We start from the raw sequence: 23471 nt of genomic DNA, 5'->3' as shown, positions 1-23471 counted from the left end.
AATCGATTAATCAAAAGTAGGATGAGAAAAATACGCGGGTACAGAACATTGTTGCCATCTTTTCACATCTTCAGGTCTGTCAACATCCCATTGTAGCGGTAATTCATACCACTCCCGTTGTAAATGACGCAAACGTATGCGTGTATCAGCCATCACCTCTGCATGACTCCAACGCATTGCTGTAAAGACATCAATCGGCGCATCACGTAGCCCCACCAACGCATACCCCCCATCTTCTGCTGGGGCAAATACTATCGGATAACCTTGTTCTAACACATTAAATGCCTTATTTATATCATCAACCTGTAAACTAGGGCTATCTGTTCCAATTAAAACCGTTATTGCGGGTAAATTACTTTTTAAGGCGTTAAACATTCGCTCGCCCAATGTTTGCCCCTGTTGGATGCGCAAATTGAGTGCGTATTGCTGTTGGCAATGTTGAAAAAAAGGATGTTGTGTATCTGGCGCACACCATAATTCTACAGAGAAATGTGGTGTAAATTGACATAAACAATTTTGTATCAATCGCTTATGTAATTGAACAGCTTCATCAGGTGAATAAGGCGGGGTTAAACGGGTTTTAACAAAGCCTGCAATGGGGGCTTTAGTAAAAATTTGTAGTTTATTCATCATAATACTTTTTTAACAATTGCGGACTTTTCCCCAAGCGATAGGCGACACGCAAATACCACATTAAAAAAATCGTGCGTAAAATACCATATTTTTCCCAACGACGACTGGATGTTATCACTTTTGCGGTTAAGCAAAGAGGGGAACTACAATTTTTTAACCGTTTACTTAATACAATATCCTCCATTAATGGCTGTTCAGGAAAGCCATTTACCTGTTGAAAAACAGTTTTATAAACAAAAATAGCTTGGTCTCCTGTTGCGATACCCGTTAAACAAGAACGCCAATTCATCAGCCACGCAATGACCCACAATAAAAACCCCCGTCCTGACAAACGCACATTAAACCGCCCCCATAATCGCCTTTTTTGTATTAAACCTTGCAGTATCAACCTATCTGCCATATTAGGTAACTGCGTATCCGCATGAAGAAACACCAAAATGTCATGATGGGCAAAGTGTGCGCCAAAATTCATTTGATACGCACGTCCTCTTTTTGTAATCAATAAGGTATCAACAAATGGCGCGGCGAGTTTGCGAGTATCATCCTGACTATCACCATCCACTAAAATGATTTCATGTCCTGCTACACGCAACGATTGCAACGGCTGCAAAGTTGCGACAATACAGGCTTGTTCATTTAACGTAGGAATGATGATAGATAATTTACTCAAGATAGCGCACCCCCACAACTACTACCCTGACCAGCCGTACAGCCGTAACAATGGTCTGCGATAACAATTGGATTATTATTTAAATTAATCCCCAATAAATCCCGAATATGTTGCTTTTTTCCTTCCACTAACAAAGGCAACCCTAACATCTGGTTAAAATCACAATCATAAACATAACCTTGCCAATCTATGCTTAACAGTTGACGACACATCACCTGTGCCAAATTTTCCACCTGAAAAGCCTGTCGTAGAAGTTGCATATAAGTTGTAAATTGTCCATTAGATAATAACGCACTGCCAAACCGCTGAATGGGCATATTACATAAAGTATAAAGCTGATTAAATACAACATTATATTCTGCACTTAACACTTTTTTATAATCTGCTTCTAAGGTTTTTTGAGGCGGTGGTAAACTCGCTGCTTGCGGGTTAAAGACCAAGTGCAAATGTAATGCCGACCCCGCTTTTCCATAACCTAATGCATTAAGCTGTTGTAATCCTTCAATGCTTTTTTTAAATGTCCCCTTTCCACGTTGTTTATCCACATTATCTATTGAATAACAAGGTAAAGAAGCAATAATTTCAACTTGTTGTTCGGCTAAAAATGCAGCTAAATCGGTCTGTTGCGGTTCAAATAAAACGGTTAAATTACAGCGGTCTATTACTTTTATGCCTAATTGTCGTGCCTCTGTTACCAACCAGCGAAAACAGGGATTTAGTTCAGGCGCGCCCCCCGTCATATCCAAAACGGACGCATCAGAAGCCTGTAAATAGCGGAGAACATCTTCAGCGGTTTCCCGTGTCATGCTTTCCTTGCGCGTTGGGCTTGCATTTACATGACAATGAATACATTGTTGATTACAAACATAACCCAGATTAATTTGTACCGTTGTTAATTCTTGGCGAGAAATAGCGGGAAAATCCGTTTTTTGTAAATGTGGTAATGTTGCGAGCATAAAATAAAACCTTTTACAGAGTTGCGTAGATAACAAGCCATTTTTTAGCTGAATCAGAATTACCTGCATTTTGAAAGAACGATACTTTACTTTTTAATGCTGGAAATACTAAAAACTTTAATTCAGACAATCTTTAAAACCGATAGCACCACTTCAAATATTTTTGCAAGTGGTTAGAGCCTGTCATCAAATAAGAAGGGTTAAAGGTTCAAGCCAAAAGAATCAAGGTAGAAGCCAAATAAACCCCACTTAAGAAATTCCTAGCGCGTTTATCATATCGTGTAGCTATTGCACGATATTGCTTTAATTTACCAAAGAAATGCTCGATTAAATAACGTGCCTTATAAAGAGCTTTATCATAATCAGGTGGATTTAAACGATTTTTCCTGAACGGAATCACAGGTTCTATGCTTTTCTGTTTTAAAACATCTCTAACCCGTTCATCAGCATCATAAGCCTTATCAGCCAATAAAGCGTTTGCCTTTATCTGAGGAATAAGAGCATCAGCCCCTTCAAGGTCGCTTGCCTGTCCCGCAGTCAAAAAAAAAGGGTCGGATTGCCCAGTGCGTCAACAACGGAGTTAATCTTGGTACTTAAACCCCCTGCGCTACGTCCAATGGCTTCATCTGCACCACCACCACTACTATGTTGATGCGCTCTAACTATTGTGCTGTCTATCATGGCATATTCATTATCGGCATCGGCACTTAGTATCTTGAAAACACGTTCCCAGACACCTTTTTTAGACCAACGACTGAAGCGGGTATGGACGACACGGAAATCACCAAAGCGTTCGGGGAGGTCGCGCCAAGGAATGCCACTGCGATAACGGAATAGAACAGCATCAATAAACAAGCGGTTATCTTTAGCCGTCATCCCGACATGTCCTTTACGTCCAGGGAGTAGCGGTTCTAGTTTTGACCATTGTTCATCGGTTAAGGCATAGCGACGACTCATTGTTTTATCCTTGGCGATATCTGGGTATATATTTATAATATAACACTTTTTACTATTTGATGACACGCTCTAAGTAAACGCTTAAATTAGGCTTTCCCCCTCATTTTGAGAACTGTTTATATTGACAATAGATATAGCAGAAGATACAAAAGAAAAGACAATAACAGATATATGAAGAACCCCCTTAAAATAACCTGAGTTCGGGATAAGAAATAGGGAAAAATTAATAAATTTAATTGGTTTATCTCGTTCCCATGCTCCAGCGTGGGAACGAGAATTTCTTATCCCGAACTCAGGTTAAAATAGGTCAGTTTCCAGTCATACCATCCTAATAATAGTTGTTTTCTCTTTTCTATTAAGCCGCTTAATACTTTGTATAATGACACCCACGATTTGAACCCTAACTTACTTCATAAGATAAATAAAAATAGAATTTATTTTTAAATTCAATAACTAATAAAAATGAATATAGGTAAAGTTCAAATAATTTCCTATCCTTATAACTCCTTTAAGCCGACTGAGATTTGTCACAATGTTTAGTACAGAACGCGCACAGCTTTTCCAAACCCTTTTAAAGCAACGTCTTTTATTCCTAGATGGCGCAATGGGTACGATGATTCAACGCTATAAACTTCAAGAAGCCGATTATCGCGGAACACGCTTTGCGACATGGCACACAGATGTCAAAGGTAATAATGATTTATTAGTGCTAACGCAACCGCAGATTATTCGTGAAATTCATCGCCAATATTTAGAAGCGGGTGCCGATATTCTTGAAACAAATACCTTTAATAGCACGCGCATTTCTATGGCGGATTATGACATGCAAGCGTTGGTGTACGAACTAAACTACGCCGCCGCTGCACTCGCTCGCGACGTTGCTGATGAAATAACCGCACAAAACCCTGACAAACCGCGCTTTGTCTCTGGCGTTTTAGGCCCAACCAGTCGCACGGCATCCATTTCACCCGATGTTAATGACCCCGCCTATCGTAATGTCCACTTTGATGATTTAGTCGAGAATTATTACGAAGCAATTGATGGTTTAGTCAATGGTGGCGCGGATATTTTACTCATAGAAACTGTTTTTGATACCTTAAACGCAAAAGCAGCAATTTTCTCTGTAGAAAAATATTTTGATGAGAAAAATATCCGTTTACCCGTGATGATTTCAGGCACGATTACTGACGCATCAGGGCGGACATTATCAGGACAAGTCACGGAAGCCTTTTGGAATTCATTACGCCATGTCCAGCCAATATCCATCGGCTTAAACTGCGCATTAGGGGCGAAACAATTACGCCAATATGTCGAAGAATTATCCAGAATTGCAAATACCTATGTGTCTGCACATCCAAATGCAGGGCTACCTAACGAATTTGGTGAATATGACGAATCGCCCGAAGTCATGGCAACAGAGATTGAAGATTGGGCAAAAAGTGGTTTTTTAAATATTATCGGTGGGTGCTGTGGCACAACGCCCCCACATATCAAGGCAATCTACGACGCGCTGCACCGCTACCCGCCCCGCGTTGTGCCTGATATTCCGCCCGCCTGCCGTCTCGCAGGACTAGAACCGTTTAACATTACCGCCGATTCGCTATTCGTCAATGTTGGCGAACGGACAAACGTCACAGGCTCGGCACAATTCAAGCGATTAATTAAAGAAGAAAATTACGAAGCCGCATTAGAGGTTGCCCGCCAACAGGTAGAAAATGGTGCACAAGTTATCGACATCAATATGGATGAGGGCTTGTTAGATTCTAAAGCGGTAATGGTTAAGTTTTTAAATTTATTAGCCTCAGAGCCTGATATTGCCCGCGTTCCCATTATGTTGGACTCTTCTAAATGGGATATTTTAGAAGCCGCCCTAAAATGTATTCAAGGCAAGGGGATTGTCAACTCGATTAGCATGAAAGAGGGCGAGGCAAAGTTTATCGAGCAAGCAAAACTCGTGCGTCGTTATGGTGCTGCGGTTGTGGTTATGGCTTTTGATGCTGTCGGACAAGCCGATACATTTGCACGGAAAGTTGAAATTTGTACCCGTTCTTATGAGCTACTTACACAAGTAGTTGGTTTTCCTGCTGAAGACATTATTTTTGACCCAAATATTTTCGCCGTTGCCACAGGGATTGAAGAACATAATAATTACGCCGTAGATTTTATTGAAGCGGCGAAAGTGATTACTGCAACCTTGCCACACGCCCTGATTTCTGGCGGTGTTTCTAACGTTTCTTTCTCGTTTCGGGGCAATAATCCTGTCCGTGAAGCGATACATTCCGTTTTTCTCTATCATGCGATTAAAGCGGGTTTATCGATGGGAATTGTCAATGCAGGGCAGTTGGCCATTTATGAAGATTTACCCAGCGAACTGCGCGAGCGAGTTGAGGATGTGGTACTCAATCGTCGTGCTGATTCAACTGAACGCTTGTTAGAAATCGCGGATAAATATAAAGGCGGTAGCAGTGTTCAGGAAAATCAACAAGATTTAACATGGCGCACATTGCCTGTTGGTAAACGGTTGGAACATGCCTTAGTCAAAGGAATTACTGATTTTATTGAAGTTGATACTGAGGAAGCACGCCAACAATACACCCGACCATTACAAGTTATTGAAGAACCTTTAATGAATGGGATGAATGTTGTTGGTGATTTATTCGGCGAAGGTAAAATGTTTTTGCCACAAGTCGTTAAATCGGCACGAGTCATGAAAAAAGCGGTTGCGTATTTAATGCCTTATATTGAAGCGGAAAAAGCCGCAGGCGATAAAATGGGCAATAACGGCAAAATTCTCATGGCGACAGTAAAAGGGGATGTGCATGATATTGGCAAAAATATTGTCGGCGTTGTCTTGCAATGTAATAATTTTGAAGTCGTTGATTTGGGCGTGATGGTTTCCGCAGAAAAGATTTTGCAAACAGCGCGTGATGAGCAGTGTGACATCATCGGTTTATCAGGCTTAATCACTCCATCGTTAGATGAAATGGTGCATGTTGCAAAAGAAATGCAACGTCAAGGGTTTGAATTACCTTTATTAATTGGTGGCGCAACCACTTCTAAAGTGCATACAGCGGTTAAAATTGAACCCGCTTATTCACATCCTGTGGTTTATGTCCCTGATGCATCGCGGGCGGTAGGGGTTGCACAAAGTTTGCTTTCACCCGATTTAAAAACCCATTATGCCAATACGATACGGACAGAATACGCGACAATTCGAGAAAATCGCGCTAATCAACAAAATCAACGGCAAAAATCCAGTTTATCTGCTGCGCGAGCCAATAAATGGCAAGGTGATTGGGCGAATTATCAACCGCCAAAACCTAGCTTTTTAGGCGTGCGGGTATTTGAAAATTATCCGTTAGCAACTTTACGTGAACGCATTGATTGGACACCCTTTTTTCGTGCTTGGGAATTAGCAGGGCATTATCCCACCATTTTTGATGATGCGGTTGTAGGTGACGAAGCGCGTAAACTTTATGCTGATGCACAAGTGATGCTTGACCAATTGATTGCTGAAAAATGGTTATCTGCCAGTGCAGTGTTAGGTTTTTTCCCTGCTAATAGTGTGAATGAGGATGATATAGAGCTATATGCTGATGAACAACGAACTGAAGTAAAAACAGTTTTACATCATTTACGGCAACAAATGGCAAAAACAGCCGACCGTCCGAATTTGTGTTTGAGCGATTATGTCGCGCCAAAAACAACGGGCTTGTCGGATTATATAGGTGCGTTTGCTGTCACCGCAGGCATAGGCATTGATGAACACACGAAACGTTTTGAAGCAGCGCACGATGATTACAACAGTATTCTTTTAAAAGCCCTTGCTGACCGTTTAGCGGAAGCCTTTGCCGAACATTTGCATGAACAAGTGCGCAAAATTTTCTGGGGATATGCACCAACAGAAAACTTTAGTAATGCTGAGTTGATAAAAGAAAATTATCAAGGTATTCGCCCTGCCCCCGGTTATCCTGCTTGTCCTGACCACACGGAAAAAGCAACATTATGGGATTTGTTGCAACCTACGGATAATATTGGCTTACAAATCACCGAAAGTTTTGCCATGTTTCCTACAGCAGCGGTATCAGGTTGGTATTTTTCGCATCCTGATGCGCGCTATTTTGGCGTAGGTAAAATTGAACGTGACCAAGTGATTGATTATGCAAAGCGTAAAGGGATGAGCATAGAAGTTGCGGAAAAATGGTTGTCGCCAAATTTAGGATATGAGCGACAATAGGGTAAAAAATACGCTATTGTGATGTATTAAGACCTGACAGGTTTTGAAAATCTGTTAGGTCTTTTCTATTTGTCTTCGGCATTCTCAGCGGATTCTTCTACCGCAGGCATACTGAGATGACAGGAAAAACACGCTATTTTAACCGCAACATAGGTATGACACGCATTACAAAAATGCTGTGAACTGCTTATTTTTGGATATAAACCTGTTGCCGCATCAGGTGCAACATGACAAGAAATACAGGCAGTTATACTGTATTTTGAAGGGCGAATGCCTTGATTAACGGTTTCATTATGCTGTTTTTTTAGCACATCGCCATGTTGTCGACGAATAACATCTAGCGTATCGACACAAGCTTGTGTTTTAGAAACAGTCCGTTTCGCAGGTGGTAAAAGGGGCGCGGCAGCATTGACAAAAACAGATAAACTGCCGAGTAAACAAATAAGTAAAAAAATAGCTTTCATTTTTGTCCCTTAACTTATTCAAGCATAAATTGTCTAAACCAGAATTTGCGATGTTTCCTGAATGGGTACTGCTAAACAAGTCGAGATGGGAATTTTTCTTATCCCTACTACTTTATCGTCATCAAGTATTTTTCTTATTGATGCGGTTAATTGACAATACGCCCTAGCTTTTTCTCTACTGTTTTCGTTATTATTTAACATTTTTTTATTCAAGGAAGCCGATGAAAAGCGATACCTTTCCTTATCCTTTACAGCGTATAGGCATTATTGGGGGCGGGCAATTGGGCAAGATGACTGCTCAAGTTGCAAAACGCATGGGGTTTTATGTCACCGTGTTAGACCGCTCAGCAAATTGTCCTTCGGCACATGTTGCTGATGCATTGATTGTAGGGGATTTATATGATGGCGAAAAACTACGCGAATTAGCAAGCGTTAGTGACGTACTCACTTATGAAATTGAGCATATAGATACAGAAACCCTAAAAGCCTTGTATGCAGAGGGTAAGCGAATTTATCCCGCGCCTCGTGTTCTTGAAGTTATTCAAGATAAATTTAAACAAAAGCAATTGCTTGAAAAAGCAGGTGTGCCTGTACCCCGTTATCAACAAGTTGATCATGTAACGCTTGAATATTTACAACAAGCGACATTACCCCTTGTGCAAAAAGCCCGCACGGGTGGATATGATGGCAAAGGGGTTGCGATTATTAAAAGCCTTGCCGATATTGATAAAGTGTTGCCTGTGCCATCGATGGTTGAGGAATACATTCCTTTTAGTAAAGAAATTGCCGTGATGGTCGCCCGTAGTCGTACACGAGAAGTGGCTTGTTATCCTGTGGTCGAAATGGTGTTTGATGAACGGACTAATATTTGTGATATTGTTGCTGTGCCTGCTCGAGTTAGCAATACTGTTGCAGAGCGCGCAAAACAAATTGCAATGCAATCTATTGAGGCTTTAGATGGAGTGGGTGTTTTTGGCGTAGAGATGTTTTTGACTGAAAACGAGGAAATTTTAGTTAATGAAATCGCGCCACGTCCACATAATTCAGGGCATTACACTATAGAAGCCAGTGTTACCAGTCAGTTTGAACAGTTAGTGCGTATTGTGTGCGATTTGCCGTTAGGTTCAAGCCGTTTATTAAGCCCTGTGGCAATGTGGAATTTGTTAGGTGAGGAAGGTTATCAAGGACAACCTGTTATAGAAGGATTGCGCAGTGCTTTGAGTATTAAAGGATTATCTTTTCATTTATATGGTAAAGATACTACACAAGCCTTTCGCAAAATGGGACATATCACGATTGTTGATGAAAGCGTGACAGCGGCATTGGAAAAAGTTGAACAAGTAAAAACCATGCTAAAAATCAAAGCGGAATAAGGAGGATGACACCATGAGACAACCATTGGTGGGAATTATTATGGGTAGCGATTCTGATTTACCCGTCATGCAAGATGCCGCGAAAATTTTGGATAGTTTTATTATTATTTATGAAATAACCATTGTTTCTGCCCACCGCACCCCACAACGGATGTTTGACTATGCACAAACAGCGGAACAACGCGGGCTAGAAGTGATTATTGCAGGAGCAGGTGGCGCGGCGCATTTACCGGGGATGGTTGCCGCCATTACGGCTTTACCTGTTATTGGTGTCCCCGTTAAAACCAGTAGTTTACAGGGGTTAGATTCACTCTTATCCATTGTACAAATGCCTGCGGGAGTACCCGTTGCAAGCGTTGCGATTAATAACGCAAAAAATGCGGGTTTATTAGCTGCGCAGATTTTAGGGGTGAAATTCCCAGAAATTCGCAGACAAGTCAGCGATTATAAAAAATCCTTAGAAAAAATGGTGTTAGATAAAGCCCTTAAACTAGAAACCGAAGGGTTACCGTCGGATATTTCTTAAAATCTATTACATCCATTTTTTTTAAAAACAATAACTAAACCTGTTTATTGTTACAGCCATCTTCTATTGAGGATTACCAGATAGTGTAACCCTCAAAAACCTAAATTCAGAACAAGAAAAGCAACCGCTTTAAAACCTGAGAAAATATAAAGTTTTTTAGATTTTGTAATTCTCAATTAAGGTTGCTTTTTTATCTCAACCTCAGATTTTCACAAGAGATAGATTAATATCTTTGTTTTTATACCTTATCTAGTTAAGATAATTTCTCTACTGTTTCTATACTTAACCCCGTTACTTTTACAATAATTTCGTTGGGAATACCTTCCTGTTTCAGTTGCAATGCGGTTAAACGAATCGCTGCATCTTTACCTTTTTCTATTCCCTCAGCTAATCCCACCGCCTTACCTTCAGCCAATCCCTCAGCTTTACCTTTTTCAACCCCTTCAGCCAGTCCTTCAGCTAATCCCTCAGCTTTACCCTCATCAAAAGCCGTATCAATCACATTTTTTAAATCCCGATAGACTTTTAAACTTTCCTCATACTCTGCATATTCTTGGTCGGTATAATTTGCGATTTCTGCTTGTTCAAACAGCTTGCCGAATATCTTCTCTTGCAGTTTTTTCGGGCGGTTGGTTAAATTTTCTAAATTCCGTAAAATATATAGCCATTTGTCAAAATGCGTTTCTAATTCATTTTCAGTTTTGGTGAATTTAGGCATTTCTAAATAGATATAAGTCAATTTGTCATAAAAGACTCTTTTGGTACTTTGGTCTATCAATTTAACTTCATGATGAAAAACGTCTTGGTCTTCTTTATCCTCATCAAAGACAAAATCTAAAATGCCAACGGTATAAATTGCGTTTAATTTAAAATCCCATTGACCTTTTTCAGCTTGTTGTTGAATCGGAAACGTAGAGTAATAAATACTACGGTCTTTAAAATAGTTTTGTTTCGCCTTTTGTAATTCAACGATAAACCTTTCCCCGTATTCGTTTTCGCAATAAATATCAAAAATTGCTTTACGATTATCGATGTGTCGTCCAAGTTGTTCAGGAGGAAGATAAGTCAAGTCAATAATTTGTCCTGTCTTTTTCTGCAATAGCTCATTAAGAAAATCGACAAGCAAGTCTTTATTTGGTTCACTCCCAAACAACTTTTTAAACCCAAAATCAGTAAAGGGGTTAATGTATTTGTCTTTTACGCGCATAAAATCCCTCTTATATCAAACAATTTTATCTACTGCGCAGCTTTTTTTGTTACTTAGCTAGAAACTAAACTTAAAAACGCTTGCCGAGTCCACTCAAGATAATTCATTGATTATTTTGATGGTTAAGCCAGTTACTTTCGCAATAGTCTCATGAGGAATACCTTCCTGTTTCAACTGCAATGCAGTTAAACGAATCGCTGCATCTTTACTTTTTTCTATTCCCTCAGCTAATCCCACCGCCTTACCTTCAGCTAATCCTTCAGCTTTACCCTCATCAAAAGCCGTATCAATCACATTTTTTAAATCCCGATAGACTTTTAAACTTTCCTCATACTCTGCATATTCTTGGTCGGTATAATTTGCGATTTCTGCTTGTTCAAACAGCTTGCCGAATATCTTCTCTTGCAGTTTTTTCGGGCGGTTGGTCAGGTTTTCTAAATTCCGTAAAATATACAGCCATTTGTCAAAATGCGTTTCTAATTCATTTTCAGTTTTGGTGAATTTAGGCATTTCTAAATAGATATAAGTCAATTTGTCATAAAAGACTCTTTTGGTACTTTGGTCTATCAATTTAACTTCATGATGAAAAACGTCTTGGTCTTCTTTATCCTCATCAAACACAAAATCTAAAATGCCAACGGTATAAATTGCATTTAATTTAAAGTCCCATTGACCCTTCTCAGCTTGTTGTTGAATTGGAAACGTAGAGTAATAAATACTACGGTCTTTGAAATAGTTTTGTTTCGCTTTTTGTAATTCAACGATAAACCTTTCCCCGTATTCGTTTTCGCAATAAATATCAAAAATTGCTTTACGATTATCGATGTGTCGTCCAAGTTGTTCAGGAGGAAGATAAGTCAAGTCAATAATTTGTCCTGTCTTTTTCTGCAATAGCTCATTAAGAAAATCGACAAGCAAGTCCTTATTTGGCTCACTCCCAAACAACTTTTTAAACCCAAAATCGGTAAAGGGGTTGATGTATTTGTCTTTTACGCGCATAAAATCACTCACCAAAAAATAAATTGTTTATCTCTATATTATGAATAATACACTGTGATTAAAGAATAAAAACAATCATTATTAAATACTATAAATAAAAAAAGGTAATTTACATTGCAATTTTTTTAATCATCAACTACAGTTTTCAGCAGTTTGTACAACCCTTGTGGCATAGCCACTTAAACCAATTAGGAGAAATTCAACATGCTACTTAGTCACTTTCACCCAAATAACCAATAGCCTTCTGCATGTTGTGCGCTAGAAGGCAACCGTTGTCTTCTAGCGATTTCTCCGCCTCTGTTGGGCAAGAAAACCTCAGTTGACAACTTGAATGTTGCGCTGGGGTTTTTTTATGCCCTAGCATTTTGTTTTACTTGTTGTACAAGGATATACACCATGCCTGTAAAAATGGTTTTAGAAAAAGGCAATGTTCCCGTTAATATTTACACAGATGATATTGAATCCTCTGCTTTAGACCAGTTAATACAAATTTCGCGCTTGCCTTTTGTGCATCATCATGTTGCTGCGATGCCTGATGTCCATCTGGGTATTGGGGCAACAGTTGGGTCAGTGATTCCAACCAAATCTGCAATTATTCCCGCTGCTGTAGGGGTGGATATTGGTTGTGGCATGAATGCGTTACGCTTGTCTTTAACCGCAAGTCAATTGCCCGATAATTTAAAACCGCTGCGTTTGGCGATTGAGGCAGCAATTCCCGTTGGTTTTAATCATCACAAGCGCGCAAGTGTTGCAAGTTCAACACTTAAACAGTTAAATCAAGGTATTGATACCATTTTAAGCAAGCATCCTGCTATTGGTAAGATGATGAAGCGAATTCATGATACATGGACGTGTCAACTGGGTTCGTTAGGAGGTGGCAACCATTTTATCGAGCTGTGTTTGGATGAAAATCAGGATGTATGGGTGATGTTGCACTCGGGCAGCCGTGGCGTAGGCAATACGATTGGAACTTACTTTATTGATTTGGCGAAGAAAGACATGGAGAATTTGCAGGTGCAGTTGCCGCATCGGGATTTGGCTTATTTTCCTGAGGGGGCTGCGCATTTTGATGATTATGTAGAGGCCGTTCATTGGGCGCAGGATTATGCGATGGAAAATCGTCGGGAAATGATGCGGTTAATTTTAGAAGCCTTGCGTAAAGTCTTCCCTTATTTTGAGATTACTAAGGAAGCCATTAATTGCCATCATAATTATGTATCCATAGAAGAACATTTCGGGGCGCAGGTTTATCTAACCCGTAAAGGGGCTATTAGCGCGCAAGCAGGGCAATTAGGCATTATTCCCGGTAGCATGGGTGCGAAGTCGTATATTGTGCGTGGCAAGGGTAATGCCGATTCGTTTTGTTCTTGCTCACATGGTGCGGGGCGACGGATGAGCCGTAGTGCAGCAAAACGTCATTTTAATACGGAAGATGTTGCACACCAAACGCAAGGGGTTGAGTGTCGTAAGGATAGTGGGATTATTGATGAAATTCCCGGTGCTTATAAAGACATTGATGTCGTTATGGAAAATCAACATGATTTAGTGGAAGTTATACACACGCTGAAACAGGTTGTTTGTGTAAAAGGTTAATTTTTTAGTCGTGCTAAATAAGTAAAGATAGCTTTCCCCTTAATCCCTTTGTTAATAGCAGGATTAAGGGGGAATCGCTTCAGCATCCCCCGCTATTTTTGTCTTTTTAATCTCAGCCATTGCAAAAACGCGGCAAATCCTAATAATCCAAATATTAAAATAATGGTTAATATTCCCACCGTGCATTATGGCGAATAGGTAGATTTAGCCAAAGTGCGACATAAAGACGGCTGTCTGTAACGGTCACTGTTTCATCTAAAATACCTGCTTTTATATAGTCTGTAGTGAGGCGTTGTAGGGTTTCTTGTAAGGATAAATGCGCTAATTCTTGATGATTATGTTGATGTAATGTGAGAAGTTTTTTTAGTTTGGTTTGTCTGCCATCAAACCGTCGCCAACCTTGTGATTGTAGGGCTTGAATTGTGTCGGTAGAAAATTGTTCCGTTATTTCTTTAACCGTTGGCAAGGTTGTTTGAAAGGAAACGAGCATGTCATTTTGTGCGCGAGGCAGATGTTTATGAACGTTAGTATGACTTTCTAAGTATTCAAAGTTTTCAAATTCTGCTTTGATAGCATTAATCACATCTGCATCGCGGATATCATTTTCATCATGGGGCTTTTCTGCGGTTAAAACATCGGTGACAGCAATATACGGCGAATGGGTAGCTGTTGGTAAGCATTGCCAGTAGGGGACAAGATTATATTTACCTAATGAACTGATTAGTCCCATTTCTACTAGTAAGCGAATCGCCGCATGGCGTGCATCCACTTCTGTAATTGAGGTTAAATGCCCAATGGATTGTGAGTTAATGCTGATTCCAAACGATAAATCATGCGCATTTTGATATAACAAAAGTGTGTTAGTCGCGGAAGCGTGATTGACTATATCGCCTGTTCCGTTAAAAACAATCCGAAAATCCATCGTGATACGTGCAATATTGGTGACTGTCGCAGTGGAAAAATCTACCGTTGTCGCGCCCTTCCCACCGCCAAAATCTGACCCCGCATTAAATGAACGTTTTGCATTGTCTAGTAAGCGGTCATATTCTGTGAGCGCGCCATAAATAACAATGGCATCACTTAAATATTGTTTTACTTTAAAAGCTTGTTCATATTGTGTAAAGCCCAATTGCTTCAGCCGTAACGCATTGGTAATTTCTTCATCAGCGGGAATGTTAGCAATGCGTAACGCACCGCCAATTTTTGCGGCAACGCCTAACGCTAACTCAGTCATATTAGAGGGAACTTCATGATTATATTCTTCAGAAGAAATACCCGTTGCGTCCTTAACTGACACGATTGCGATATTCAAAGGGCGCAATTGCTGTCCAAAGGTTTCTAAACGGCGATATTCTGCCAACATATCGCCAAAACAGGCAAGACCGTCACTCAAAACGGTCTTTCTGGGGGTTGGAAGCGTCTCGGGTTCTTTTACACGTTGCAACTGGTCTGTTGTAGAACAACTGATTAGGAGTAAATTTAATAGACCAATAAGATAGCTTGTAAACTGTTTTTTTTTAACGGCTGATAACATTGGTGTCGCCTGTATTTATCACGACAATATCCCCAACGGTGCTGCCCGCGCCAACAACAACGCTATTTACAACCGTATTGCCATCTTGATTCCCTAAAGCACTTTCTAAACTTTGATTAACAAGGTTAGTGACACGGTTCATGGTGCGAGCCATTAAATATTCGGCATTAGCTGGTATAGAGGTATCATCAAAACGGGCTTGTACCTCACGATGTGCTGCGTTAGGGTCAGTTGCTTTAAAGCGGTCAGCAGCAAGGGTTGTATTATTTATAAATCCAATGCTTAAAAAAAGTATGATAAATTGTTTGCGTTGCATAAACCCTACCTCACTTAATGCAAAAAGCCATGATATAATGTCGTTCCATATCATGGCTTTCTAACGAAAAAACAATAGATTACTTATTGTTTACAATCTTCACCGAAGCGGCTAAACCATTGCCAATCACTAAGGCTTCGCCTTCTAACTTATTGACAATATTGTTTTTACAACCACCGTCAGTGCAGTTATTGATGATTTCAACACTACCTGCTAAGCCTTCACCGTAGGAAGTACCGTTTAAACCGATACCACCACCATCTGTATAGTATTCGCCACTGAAACCACCCGCAGAACCAGCACCCAGTGTTGCAGAACCATTAGAAGATAAAACAGTTGCTTTGCCTTTAACAAGGTTGCTGACGTTATTTTCAATATCGCCTGCAAAAGATAAAGTGGGTAAAACAGCTAATGTTGCAATTACAATAATTTTTTTCATGATCTATCTGTCCAAAATGCAAGTCAATCTAACCAATAAGATAATTAAATAATCAATGGGGTAGCATACATAACCCCATCAAAAAGCATAATTACTTGTTGTTAACCACTTTAACAGCAGCAGCTTTGCCTACACCCAATACTAAGGCTTCGCCTTCTAACTTGTTGGTAATATTGTTCTTGCAACCGCCATTAGCGCAGTTATTAATCACTTCGACGCTCGCCGCTAAGCCTTCGCCATAAGATTCGCCTTCAACACCAATACCACTTGCGCCATCACCTGCACCCACTGTGCCTGTCCCATTGATGGACAGGACAGTTGCTGTGCCTTTGGTGACATTATTGATATTGTTTTCAATGTCGCTAGCGAAAGAAACAACGGGTAAGGCAGCTAAAACGGCAATGACGAATAAGTTTTTCATAGTGAACCCTAGTTAATTTAATAGTTAGTAAAAGACCGCTTAAATACGCTTAATTCATGCCAAATGTTTCGCAATTAACTATTTGTTTATACTGTTAATTATTAACAGTGCTAAAATTAAGCAACGCTAGGGTAACAAAATTAACGGTAAATTTTAATAGGGGTATTTACGGGGTGTTCCATAAAAATAAATAATGGTTCATTCTCATCTAGCGTCATTCAGCCAAGCGGGCTAATAATCCATAAGCCATGGGATACTCAACATTATCTGTGCCATTGGTTGCTAAGCTGATTAACAATAATTGAATAGCTTTTTCACGTTGTCCATCGGCTGCCGCCATCCCCCCCATAAAGTAGTAAATTTCATTACGACGCAAGTCGTCTGTCATCTGCGGCATGAGGCTTTCCATTGGAATATTTCCTAGTAGTGCATTGACTTTTTGTTGTGTCCAACTGTCTTGATTGGGTGGATCTGCAAGTGCTTTGGTAATAAAATTTTTACCTTCAGGTTGTTGCGAGCCAAAACGCCACGCAACGGCTAACATAACCAGCGTTGTACCGCGACCATATTTATGTGCAAAGCCTTCATATAGTGCTTTATTAACCGCAAATGCTGCATCGTAATGTCCTAATTTGGTGAGTTCTATCCCCAATGGTTCTAACATGCCGATACCCATTTTTTTATAGACCTCAATTAATTCACTAACAATGGGTTGTAAGTTTTTTTCACCTGAAGTAATCACGGCATCAATGTAGTGCGCGCCGTAGTAATAAGGAAGGTTTTCTCGTGGGTTTTCAGCATCCATTGCCAAACTTTTTAAGACGCTTATTTCTAGTTCGGGTAAGCCTTTTTGACGAAAAGTCCGCGCAAGCACGGATAAACGATCTCTTATATATCCTTCAGGGATACGCTTAAGAATGTCTATTGCCATTTCGGGTTGATTTTTTTCCTGATAATATTCAACCAGTGCAGAGCAGTAATAACAAAGATATTGAATATGAGCATATTTTTTAAATGTTGCTAATGCCTTTTCCAATTGTTGCTGACGCAGATAATATAAGCCTAATTCGGTCACTGCGTGTGATGATTGTGGATAACGGTCAGCGGCTTGTTGAAACAAAGTTTCTGCGGGTTTGCCCATTTTTTCGCTGGCTTTGGCAAAACCAATTAAACCGATGGCTTGCCCAAATTCTTTACTAATATCAAAAGCACGATACGCATTTTCATAATCATGTTGCAAAAGATATATTTCTCCAATTTTGCCTAACGCAAAATAAGCAGAAAAATCATCATCATCATTGTCCTCTAAATAGGTAGAGAAAACGTCCATCGCCGCTTTATATTGCTTGTTGTTTTCATAATATTTGCTTAGCTTTTGATACGCTGAAAATTCGTTAGGAAAGGCTTTAATCGCTTGTTCGTAAGTCGCAATCACTTCCGCATCTTTCTTTTGTGCAACTGCCCAATCACCAATAATCATCAGCGCACCGTAGCTATTGCCTAAATTGGCTTTCAGCTTAGTGATAAACTCGCCTTGTTTGTCATAAAGCGATATGTCTTCCCATACGGTCAATTCGTATGGATTCACTTTTTCCGCATTACTCAAATAACGACGCGCAACAGGTTCGTACTTAAGCAGGGCATAAGCATAATAAAGCATTAACATATCTGATATATTGGGGTTAGCACGCTGACGATATTTATCTAACCAAGCCACCAAATTGGGACGATCATCCCAAGCATTTTCACCATGCCGATAAAATACATAAGCATCAACAACTTTCTTTAGTGCATAATCATCCAGCGTGTCAACATCCAATTGCTGAATCAATTGTAGCGTTTTGTCTCCCTGTGTAGTCTCTCTAAAATCATCTAGTTGCAACGCAATTTGCAGGGTTGAGTTGTGATAATAGGTATTTACAACATCTAAAATTGCTTCTGTTTGCGGACGACGTGCCAACACATTGGCTTCTAGGCTATACCAACTTGTAATAGCACTTTGCATGTCTAAATCAATTATTTGCTTTAATAAATCGCCAGAAAATAACACATTAGCGGGGTAAGTAAACTCGGCTGCTTTCTGCAATTGTTGTTGATAAAGGGAGATGACAGAGGCTAATGGCGGTTGTTCTTTCGCAACGGTTGTCAGTTGTGTAACGAGTTTTTCTAAGGGGTTAGAAATAGAAACATTGAAAAAAGTAGCGAGTAGTGTTTGTTGTTGCTTCAGTAAAGACTTGAAATAGTAAGGTATGCTAACACGTTGTAAACCCAACGAGCCATTCTTCATCGCGTATTCTATCCCCAGCAAAAAGTAGGGATATTTTCTTATTAATTGCTCGCTGTATGCTTGAGTCAGTTCGTATTCAGTCTGTGATGTACTTGTTCTTATCAACAGGTAAATTGCCAGTGGCGTATTTTGTTTTTTCAGACTTTCTACATTGTGACGAATAAAAGCTTGTAACAATGCGATTATCTTCATTTCCCGTGTTCCTGCTGGCGGTTGTGATTGCCACACTGTTAATGCCATAGCAGGATAATCTAGGGCTAATAACAATAAACCACGCTGATAATTATCTTCAGGTAAACTGGATTTAAATGCCTGTGCTAATAAGTAGAGACTAGCAGACTGTGTGACTAATTTATTTGCCAATGTTTGGTTGGCCTGTGTCATTTTAAAAAAAGCAAGCCATGACCATAATTCGCTGGCAGTTAAGAGCGATTCAGCAGAGCCAGTGCCTTGTTTAATAGCTTGTTCAATGTTACTTAACTCCGTAAAAACAGTTTCATAATTAATTTCTTGCAGAATTTTATCCATGTCCAACACTTGCGGCTTATTCCCTAATACCTGTGATGTTGGAAAATCACGCGCGACAGCATTCATTACCGCAGATAATCCGCTGATATTTTTATCCACTTCATCCGCGTCCGTTGACAACGTCACAGGATAAGATTTTATAACTTGCCCCTGTTGCACCTGATAAATTGCTTGATAACGCCACTCATCCGTTTGCTTTACCGTATAACTGGCTACTAATGGCTTTTCTTTTAAAAACAAATTACTATACTGCGTTACTGCCAATTGTAACCCGCTGGCTAAGCGTTTGTCATAAGACAAGGCATGGGCAAAGTAAAAATTTTCTAATGAATCTACTTGATGTGCCGTAATGGTTAATTCTGGTTTCAGCGGTTTGACGGGAGGCGGTTCTAGGTTTTTTGCTAAATAAGTATCTAGCTGATTTTTAACGGGGTTATCTATATAAAATAATCCTGCTAATAAACCCACTAAGGCTAATAACAGCAACCAGACAGGCTGTACAAGCCGTTGTTGTGGCTTTGTTGTGATGGTTGTTACTTTTTTATTGGGTAGGCTCAGACCTTGCGCGTAACGGCGTTTGTTATATATCAAACCATTTTCAACCTGACGCAAACGGCTTGCCATTTGTCGAAAATCACCGTTTAAAATAGCCAAAACATACGAAAATGGCATTACTAAAGTATTAATTAATTGGTCTCTAAAGGTAATATCCGCAGTGGTGGAGCGTAAGCCAAAAGTGCGTTTTATCCCAATGATATACAATGGGTTTTCACGCAGATAACGCACATTTTTGCGCCCGATATAAACCTGTTTAATACGGGGTTCTATTGCAAATTGTTTTGCAAGTTCTTGTATTTGTTTATCTGTTAAATCATGTGGTAATAGCACATCGTTTTGTTTTACTGTTTGTCGTTCTTCACGGGCTTGTTGTTCCAATAAAATACGGGCTTCTCGTTTCTGGTGATAAGGATTTGCTGCTTTAGTTTCCTGTTTTTTCTCAAAATAGTTAATAATCAGGCGATAGCCCTCTATTAAAACATTTGCATCTTGCTGCACCGCTTTTTCAATACATGCAATCCCTTTTTCTTGTTGATTATCCAGTAGAATCCGACCAACGTGATAATGCGCCGCTGTTGTAAATGTTTCGTTAGACAATAAGCGTTTATACAATGGAAAGGCTTGTTTATCACCAACAAGCTCGGCGGTTGTTTGTGCTAATTGCCATAATTCATCAGGCGTTAAAAGATTTTGACGGTCTTTTTCCTGTAGTGTTTGCAATTGTTGCGTTGTTTGTTGCACATATTCATGCCGAGATTGCCAACTACTCGCAATACTGGCGTGCCATTGTTGACTAATTTGTGTTTGTAAGGTGGCTAATTGCGCGGTGAGTAGCACTTGGGCTGCACTGTTGGTAAAAGGTGCGGGAATCACTGCGCTTTCCCCTAATGCAGCGAGTCTGTCTTGCAATGCGGGATGAGTGTCTGCGGTATCAGTCTTGATTTGCAAAGCATTTTGTAACCATTGATTGATTAAGGCAGGTTGGCTGTAACTTTTTTGTAGGGTTTGCGGTAGTAAGGGATAAAGTGCGGGCGGTTCGAACCGTTTATCCGCTAATTTATAGAGCTTGTCCCAAAACTTTTCAGTTAAAAATTGCCCTTGAATCACACTATTAATCAAGGCTTCAGCGGTTGCTCGCGTACCAACAACATCAGCAGAACTGCGGTCTGCTTCATATTCATTCGCACGTGCTAATACAAAGGTGTAGGCGGAAAAAAATGGGATGTACCAGTGAAAAAAACGTCTAAATAAAATCATTGCCCAGCTTTCATTGACCGCTAACGCATCCATCAAGCGATACCATGATTGACGGATACGATAAATCCATGAACCAAATTGACCATGTGCACCCGATAAATGCCCATATTCATGTGCTAATACGGCCGTGAATTGTTCGGGCGATAGGGCGTGCATCAATGGTAATCCTATCAATAAATAGTTTTTTTGCCATCCAAAAATACCCAGCCGTGGGCGTTGCATGATACCCGCATTAAAGGTGTTATTAATAACAACTTGATGAATTTTAGGACCTTTTAAACGTTGGCGAATATCCTCTAAAACGGCAAATAGGGGTTTAGCTTGTTGGGGTTTAAGCAAAATTCCTTCAGGTGGCGGCAGACGCACCCATAAGGCTTGTAAAACAAGAAAAGTAACAATACCTAAGCCTAATATGAACTTAGCAAAGAGTGCAACATGATGAAAAACAATAGCGAAATAAAGTAACGCACCAAGACTGGCAAATAAAAGGATAATAATTAGAAAAACATAGGCATAGCCAAGAATGGCAAGCAATAATACGCGAAATTTATATTTTTCAGGATATTCTTTAGCAAAAACTGTTAGTTGTTGAACAAGTATGTCAAAATCAGGTTTTTCCATTATAAACCACCATGATTATTAAAGGGTTTTATCTTCGGTGGTGATAATGACGAAAAAGCAGTTAATTTTCAAGTGTTTTATAGCAATGTATATTTTCCCTTGCTTTTATACATCGTGGCTTATTAATTGCCTGCGTCTTAGATAAATAACAATGTGTCCATAAAATGCGTTATATAGGTAAAGAGAAAATATGAAAAAACCTTTAATTATCACGGGTACAGATACTGATATTGGTAAAACTTATTGCACCCTTAAAATAATTAACCTGCTAAAACAAGAAGGATTACAAGTTGCTAGTATGAAACCCGTTGCGACAGGTTGCACGATAAGCAGTGCAGGATTACGCAACCATGATGCGTTACAATTACAACGTGCGGCTAACATACAATTGCCTTATGAATGGGTAAATCCCTATGCGTTTGAACCCCCTATTGCACCACATATTGCTGCTAATATTGTCTGTCAGGAAATAGATATTGAGCATATTTATGTTAATTACCTAAAGGTTGCACAACAGGCAGACATTGTGGTGATAGAGGGGATTGGTGGTTGGTGTGTGCCTTTTAACCCATTGGATAGTTTAAAAGATTTAGCACTGTATTTAGGCGGACAAGTTATTCTAGTGGTAGGTTTGCGTTTAGGATGTATTAATCACGCATTATTAACGGCTGAGCGTATTCAACAAGATGGATTACCGCTGATAGGATGGATAGCAAACCATATAGACCCACAATTTACTGCACAAACCACCGTTCTAAGTTTGCGTGAAAGAATTAACGCCCCCTTGCTCGCTTCTATTCCTTATCAAGCACATGCACAGCCCGCAGAAGCAATCATGTTTAGTGAATTACTCATGAAAACCATTCATTCTGTCGCCCTCTAAAATCTAAATAACTTTTTGATAGTAAATGATAAAAATTGGTCGTTTTACCCTAACAAATAATTTAATTGTTGCTCCAATGGCAGGGGTAACAGACCGTCCTTTTCGCCAACTCTGCAAACATTTGGGTGCGGGCATGGCGGTGTCAGAAATGGTGTCTGTCAATCCGCAGCTACGTCATACCGTTAAAACACAACGCCGTACTGACCATTTGGGTGAAGTAGAACCGCGTTGTGTACAAATTGCAGGGGCAGACCCGCAGTTGATGGCAGAAGCTGCGCAAATTAACGTTGATAATGGTGCAGATATTATCGACATTAATATGGGTTGTCCTGCAAAAAAAGTCTGTCACATCATGGCGGGGTCAGCACTGTTACGCGATGAAAAATTAGTCGCGCGTATTTTAGAAGCCGTTGTGAGTGCCGTTAATGTTCCTGTCACGCTCAAGATTCGCACGGGCTGGGACACGCATAATCGCAATGGGGTACAAATTGCTAAAATAGCAGAAAATGCTGGTATTCAATCGCTTGCTGTACATGGCAGAACCCGTGCTTGTGCTTATACGGGCGCGGTGGAATATGACACCATCGCAACTATCAAGGCCAGCATCAACATTCCTGTTATTGCGAATGGGGACATTGATAGCCCTGAAAAAGCACGCTATGTGTTAGAAAAAACAGGGGTAGATGGATTAATGATAGGGCGGGCGGCACAAGGTCGCCCATGGATTTTCCGCGAGATACAGCATTATTTAATGACGGGTGAATTCTTAGCCCCGCCAACCTTGGAGGAAGTGCAACGTATCTTGACAACCCATTTAAATAATCTCTATGAATTTTATGGAGAATATAGCGGGGTACGTATTGCGCGTAAGCATTTATCTTGGTATTTGAATAAACATCATGCGGAGACGGCGGCATTCCGTCATGCCCTGAACAGTGTGACGCGGGCGGAGGAGCAATTACAAGGAATGCAGGGATTTTTAAGGACGCAACAAGAAATAATGAATTTATAA

18 protein-coding genes are annotated in these 23471 nt (G+C 40.1%); 6 read left to right on the top strand and 12 right to left on the bottom strand.

Features of this window, described 5'->3' with window-relative positions:
- Nucleotides 1-6 precede the first annotated feature (6 nt).
- The 4 genes from AL038_RS00670 to AL038_RS00655 all read right to left on the bottom strand — a co-directional run bounded on the left by AL038_RS00670 (nt 7) and on the right by AL038_RS00655 (nt 3216).
- Nucleotides 7-633, bottom strand: a complete 627-nt coding sequence (locus AL038_RS00670) for a TIGR04282 family arsenosugar biosynthesis glycosyltransferase (RefSeq protein ID WP_066246082.1) — start codon at nt 631-633, stop codon at nt 7-9.
- The gene (locus AL038_RS00665; protein ID WP_062147525.1) at nt 623-1303 is read right to left on the bottom strand and encodes a TIGR04283 family arsenosugar biosynthesis glycosyltransferase; all 681 of its coding nucleotides are present in this window, start codon (nt 1301-1303) and stop codon (nt 623-625) included. The genes AL038_RS00670 and AL038_RS00665 overlap by 11 nt, the downstream gene beginning before the upstream one ends.
- The gene (gene arsS, locus AL038_RS00660) at nt 1300-2259 is read right to left on the bottom strand and encodes an arsenosugar biosynthesis radical SAM (seleno)protein ArsS (RefSeq protein ID WP_062147521.1); all 960 of its coding nucleotides are present in this window, start codon (nt 2257-2259) and stop codon (nt 1300-1302) included. Before arsS ends, AL038_RS00665 begins: the two co-directional genes overlap by 4 nt.
- A gap of 208 nt (nt 2260-2467) precedes the next feature.
- Nucleotides 2468-3216 (bottom strand): IS5 family transposase gene (locus tag AL038_RS00655; RefSeq protein ID WP_101539186.1). Its coding sequence is split into 2 segments (ribosomal slippage): nt 2468-2802 and nt 2802-3216, totalling 750 coding nucleotides; the frame shifts between segments, so codons are not numbered across the junction.
- Between the two features lie 532 nt (nt 3217-3748).
- On the opposite strand from AL038_RS00655, the gene metH reads away from it, so the two are divergent.
- A complete protein-coding gene (gene metH, locus AL038_RS00650) occupies nt 3749-7453 on the top strand; it encodes a methionine synthase (RefSeq protein WP_062147518.1) in 3705 nt (1234 codons plus the stop codon).
- Between the two features lie 65 nt (nt 7454-7518).
- Here the strand turns inward: metH and AL038_RS00645 are convergent, their stop codons facing one another.
- Nucleotides 7519-7917 carry a hypothetical protein gene (locus tag AL038_RS00645; RefSeq protein WP_062147515.1) on the bottom strand — a complete coding sequence of 133 codons (399 nt, stop codon included), beginning with the start codon at nt 7915-7917 and terminating at the stop codon, nt 7519-7521.
- 221 nt (nt 7918-8138) lie between these two features.
- Here AL038_RS00645 and AL038_RS00640 point away from each other — a divergent pair, with 221 nt between their 5' ends.
- Both AL038_RS00640 and purE read left to right on the top strand, forming a co-directional pair.
- Nucleotides 8139-9290: a 5-(carboxyamino)imidazole ribonucleotide synthase gene (locus AL038_RS00640; protein ID WP_062147512.1), complete on the top strand. Its 1152-nt coding sequence runs from the start codon at nt 8139-8141 to the stop codon at nt 9288-9290.
- A gap of 13 nt (nt 9291-9303) precedes the next feature.
- On the top strand, nt 9304-9816 hold the full coding sequence (purE, locus tag AL038_RS00635; RefSeq protein WP_062147509.1) for a 5-(carboxyamino)imidazole ribonucleotide mutase: 513 nt from the start codon (nt 9304-9306) through the stop codon (nt 9814-9816).
- 253 nt (nt 9817-10069) lie between these two features.
- Here the strand turns inward: purE and AL038_RS00630 are convergent, their stop codons facing one another.
- Both AL038_RS00630 and AL038_RS00625 read right to left on the bottom strand, forming a co-directional pair.
- Entirely contained in the window at nt 10070-11023 is a 954-nt protein-coding gene (locus tag AL038_RS00630; RefSeq protein WP_062147506.1) for an Rpn family recombination-promoting nuclease/putative transposase, read from the bottom strand.
- Nucleotides 11024-11116: 93 nt separating this feature from the next.
- Nucleotides 11117-12022: an Rpn family recombination-promoting nuclease/putative transposase gene (locus AL038_RS00625; RefSeq protein WP_062147503.1), complete on the bottom strand. Its 906-nt coding sequence runs from the start codon at nt 12020-12022 to the stop codon at nt 11117-11119.
- 396 nt (nt 12023-12418) lie between these two features.
- On the opposite strand from AL038_RS00625, the gene AL038_RS00620 reads away from it, so the two are divergent.
- Nucleotides 12419-13615 (top strand): RtcB family protein, encoded by a 1197-nt coding sequence (locus AL038_RS00620; protein ID WP_062147499.1) that lies wholly within the window; start codon nt 12419-12421, stop codon nt 13613-13615.
- A gap of 166 nt (nt 13616-13781) precedes the next feature.
- Here the strand turns inward: AL038_RS00620 and AL038_RS00615 are convergent, their stop codons facing one another.
- The 5 genes from AL038_RS00615 to AL038_RS00595 form a co-directional block, all read right to left on the bottom strand.
- The gene (locus AL038_RS00615; protein ID WP_062147497.1) at nt 13782-15149 is read right to left on the bottom strand and encodes a hypothetical protein; all 1368 of its coding nucleotides are present in this window, start codon (nt 15147-15149) and stop codon (nt 13782-13784) included.
- Complete coding sequence (locus AL038_RS00610) at nt 15133-15465, bottom strand: hypothetical protein (RefSeq protein WP_062147494.1); 333 nt, start codon at nt 15463-15465, stop codon at nt 15133-15135. The genes AL038_RS00615 and AL038_RS00610 overlap by 17 nt, the downstream gene beginning before the upstream one ends.
- A 79-nt stretch (nt 15466-15544) precedes the next feature.
- Nucleotides 15545-15904 (bottom strand): hypothetical protein, encoded by a 360-nt coding sequence (locus tag AL038_RS00605; protein WP_062147490.1) that lies wholly within the window; start codon nt 15902-15904, stop codon nt 15545-15547.
- Nucleotides 15905-15995: 91 nt separating this feature from the next.
- Nucleotides 15996-16325 (bottom strand): hypothetical protein, encoded by a 330-nt coding sequence (locus tag AL038_RS00600; protein ID WP_062147487.1) that lies wholly within the window; start codon nt 16323-16325, stop codon nt 15996-15998.
- Nucleotides 16326-16539: 214 nt separating this feature from the next.
- Complete coding sequence (locus tag AL038_RS00595; RefSeq protein ID WP_062147484.1) at nt 16540-21576, bottom strand: M48 family metallopeptidase; 5037 nt, start codon at nt 21574-21576, stop codon at nt 16540-16542.
- A 190-nt stretch (nt 21577-21766) separates the two neighbouring features.
- On the opposite strand from AL038_RS00595, the gene bioD reads away from it, so the two are divergent.
- Nucleotides 21767-22459: a dethiobiotin synthase gene (bioD, locus tag AL038_RS00590; protein ID WP_066246081.1), complete on the top strand. Its 693-nt coding sequence runs from the start codon at nt 21767-21769 to the stop codon at nt 22457-22459.
- 25 nt (nt 22460-22484) lie between these two features.
- On the top strand, nt 22485-23471 hold the full coding sequence (dusB, locus tag AL038_RS00585) for a tRNA dihydrouridine synthase DusB (protein WP_062147480.1): 987 nt from the start codon (nt 22485-22487) through the stop codon (nt 23469-23471).

Source organism: Beggiatoa leptomitoformis (assembly GCF_001305575.3).
GTDB lineage: Bacteria > Pseudomonadota > Gammaproteobacteria > Beggiatoales > Beggiatoaceae > Beggiatoa > Beggiatoa leptomitoformis.
This window is presented reverse-complemented; position numbering and strand designations above follow the sequence as displayed.

What these genes read in the sequence shown, in the direction of transcription:
- AL038_RS00670 (WP_066246082.1), bottom strand. Translation starts at nt 633, where the DNA reads ATGATGAATAAACTACAAATTTTTACTAAAGCCCCCATTGCAGGCTTT.
- arsS (WP_062147521.1), bottom strand. Translation starts at nt 2,259, where the DNA reads ATGCTCGCAACATTACCACATTTACAAAAAACGGATTTTCCCGCTATT.
- metH (WP_062147518.1), top strand. Translation starts at nt 3,749, where the DNA reads ATGTTTAGTACAGAACGCGCACAGCTTTTCCAAACCCTTTTAAAGCAA.
- AL038_RS00645 (WP_062147515.1), bottom strand. Translation starts at nt 7,917, where the DNA reads ATGAAAGCTATTTTTTTACTTATTTGTTTACTCGGCAGTTTATCTGTT.
- AL038_RS00640 (WP_062147512.1), top strand. Translation starts at nt 8,139, where the DNA reads ATGAAAAGCGATACCTTTCCTTATCCTTTACAGCGTATAGGCATTATT.
- purE (WP_062147509.1), top strand. Translation starts at nt 9,304, where the DNA reads ATGAGACAACCATTGGTGGGAATTATTATGGGTAGCGATTCTGATTTA.
- AL038_RS00630 (WP_062147506.1), bottom strand. Translation starts at nt 11,023, where the DNA reads ATGCGCGTAAAAGACAAATACATTAACCCCTTTACTGATTTTGGGTTT.
- AL038_RS00625 (WP_062147503.1), bottom strand. Translation starts at nt 12,022, where the DNA reads ATGCGCGTAAAAGACAAATACATCAACCCCTTTACCGATTTTGGGTTT.
- AL038_RS00620 (WP_062147499.1), top strand. Translation starts at nt 12,419, where the DNA reads ATGCCTGTAAAAATGGTTTTAGAAAAAGGCAATGTTCCCGTTAATATT.
- AL038_RS00615 (WP_062147497.1), bottom strand. Translation starts at nt 15,149, where the DNA reads ATGTTATCAGCCGTTAAAAAAAAACAGTTTACAAGCTATCTTATTGGT.
- AL038_RS00610 (WP_062147494.1), bottom strand. Translation starts at nt 15,465, where the DNA reads ATGCAACGCAAACAATTTATCATACTTTTTTTAAGCATTGGATTTATA.
- AL038_RS00605 (WP_062147490.1), bottom strand. Translation starts at nt 15,904, where the DNA reads ATGAAAAAAATTATTGTAATTGCAACATTAGCTGTTTTACCCACTTTA.
- AL038_RS00600 (WP_062147487.1), bottom strand. Translation starts at nt 16,325, where the DNA reads ATGAAAAACTTATTCGTCATTGCCGTTTTAGCTGCCTTACCCGTTGTT.
- AL038_RS00595 (WP_062147484.1), bottom strand. Translation starts at nt 21,576, where the DNA reads ATGGAAAAACCTGATTTTGACATACTTGTTCAACAACTAACAGTTTTT.
- bioD (WP_066246081.1), top strand. Translation starts at nt 21,767, where the DNA reads ATGAAAAAACCTTTAATTATCACGGGTACAGATACTGATATTGGTAAA.
- dusB (WP_062147480.1), top strand. Translation starts at nt 22,485, where the DNA reads ATGATAAAAATTGGTCGTTTTACCCTAACAAATAATTTAATTGTTGCT.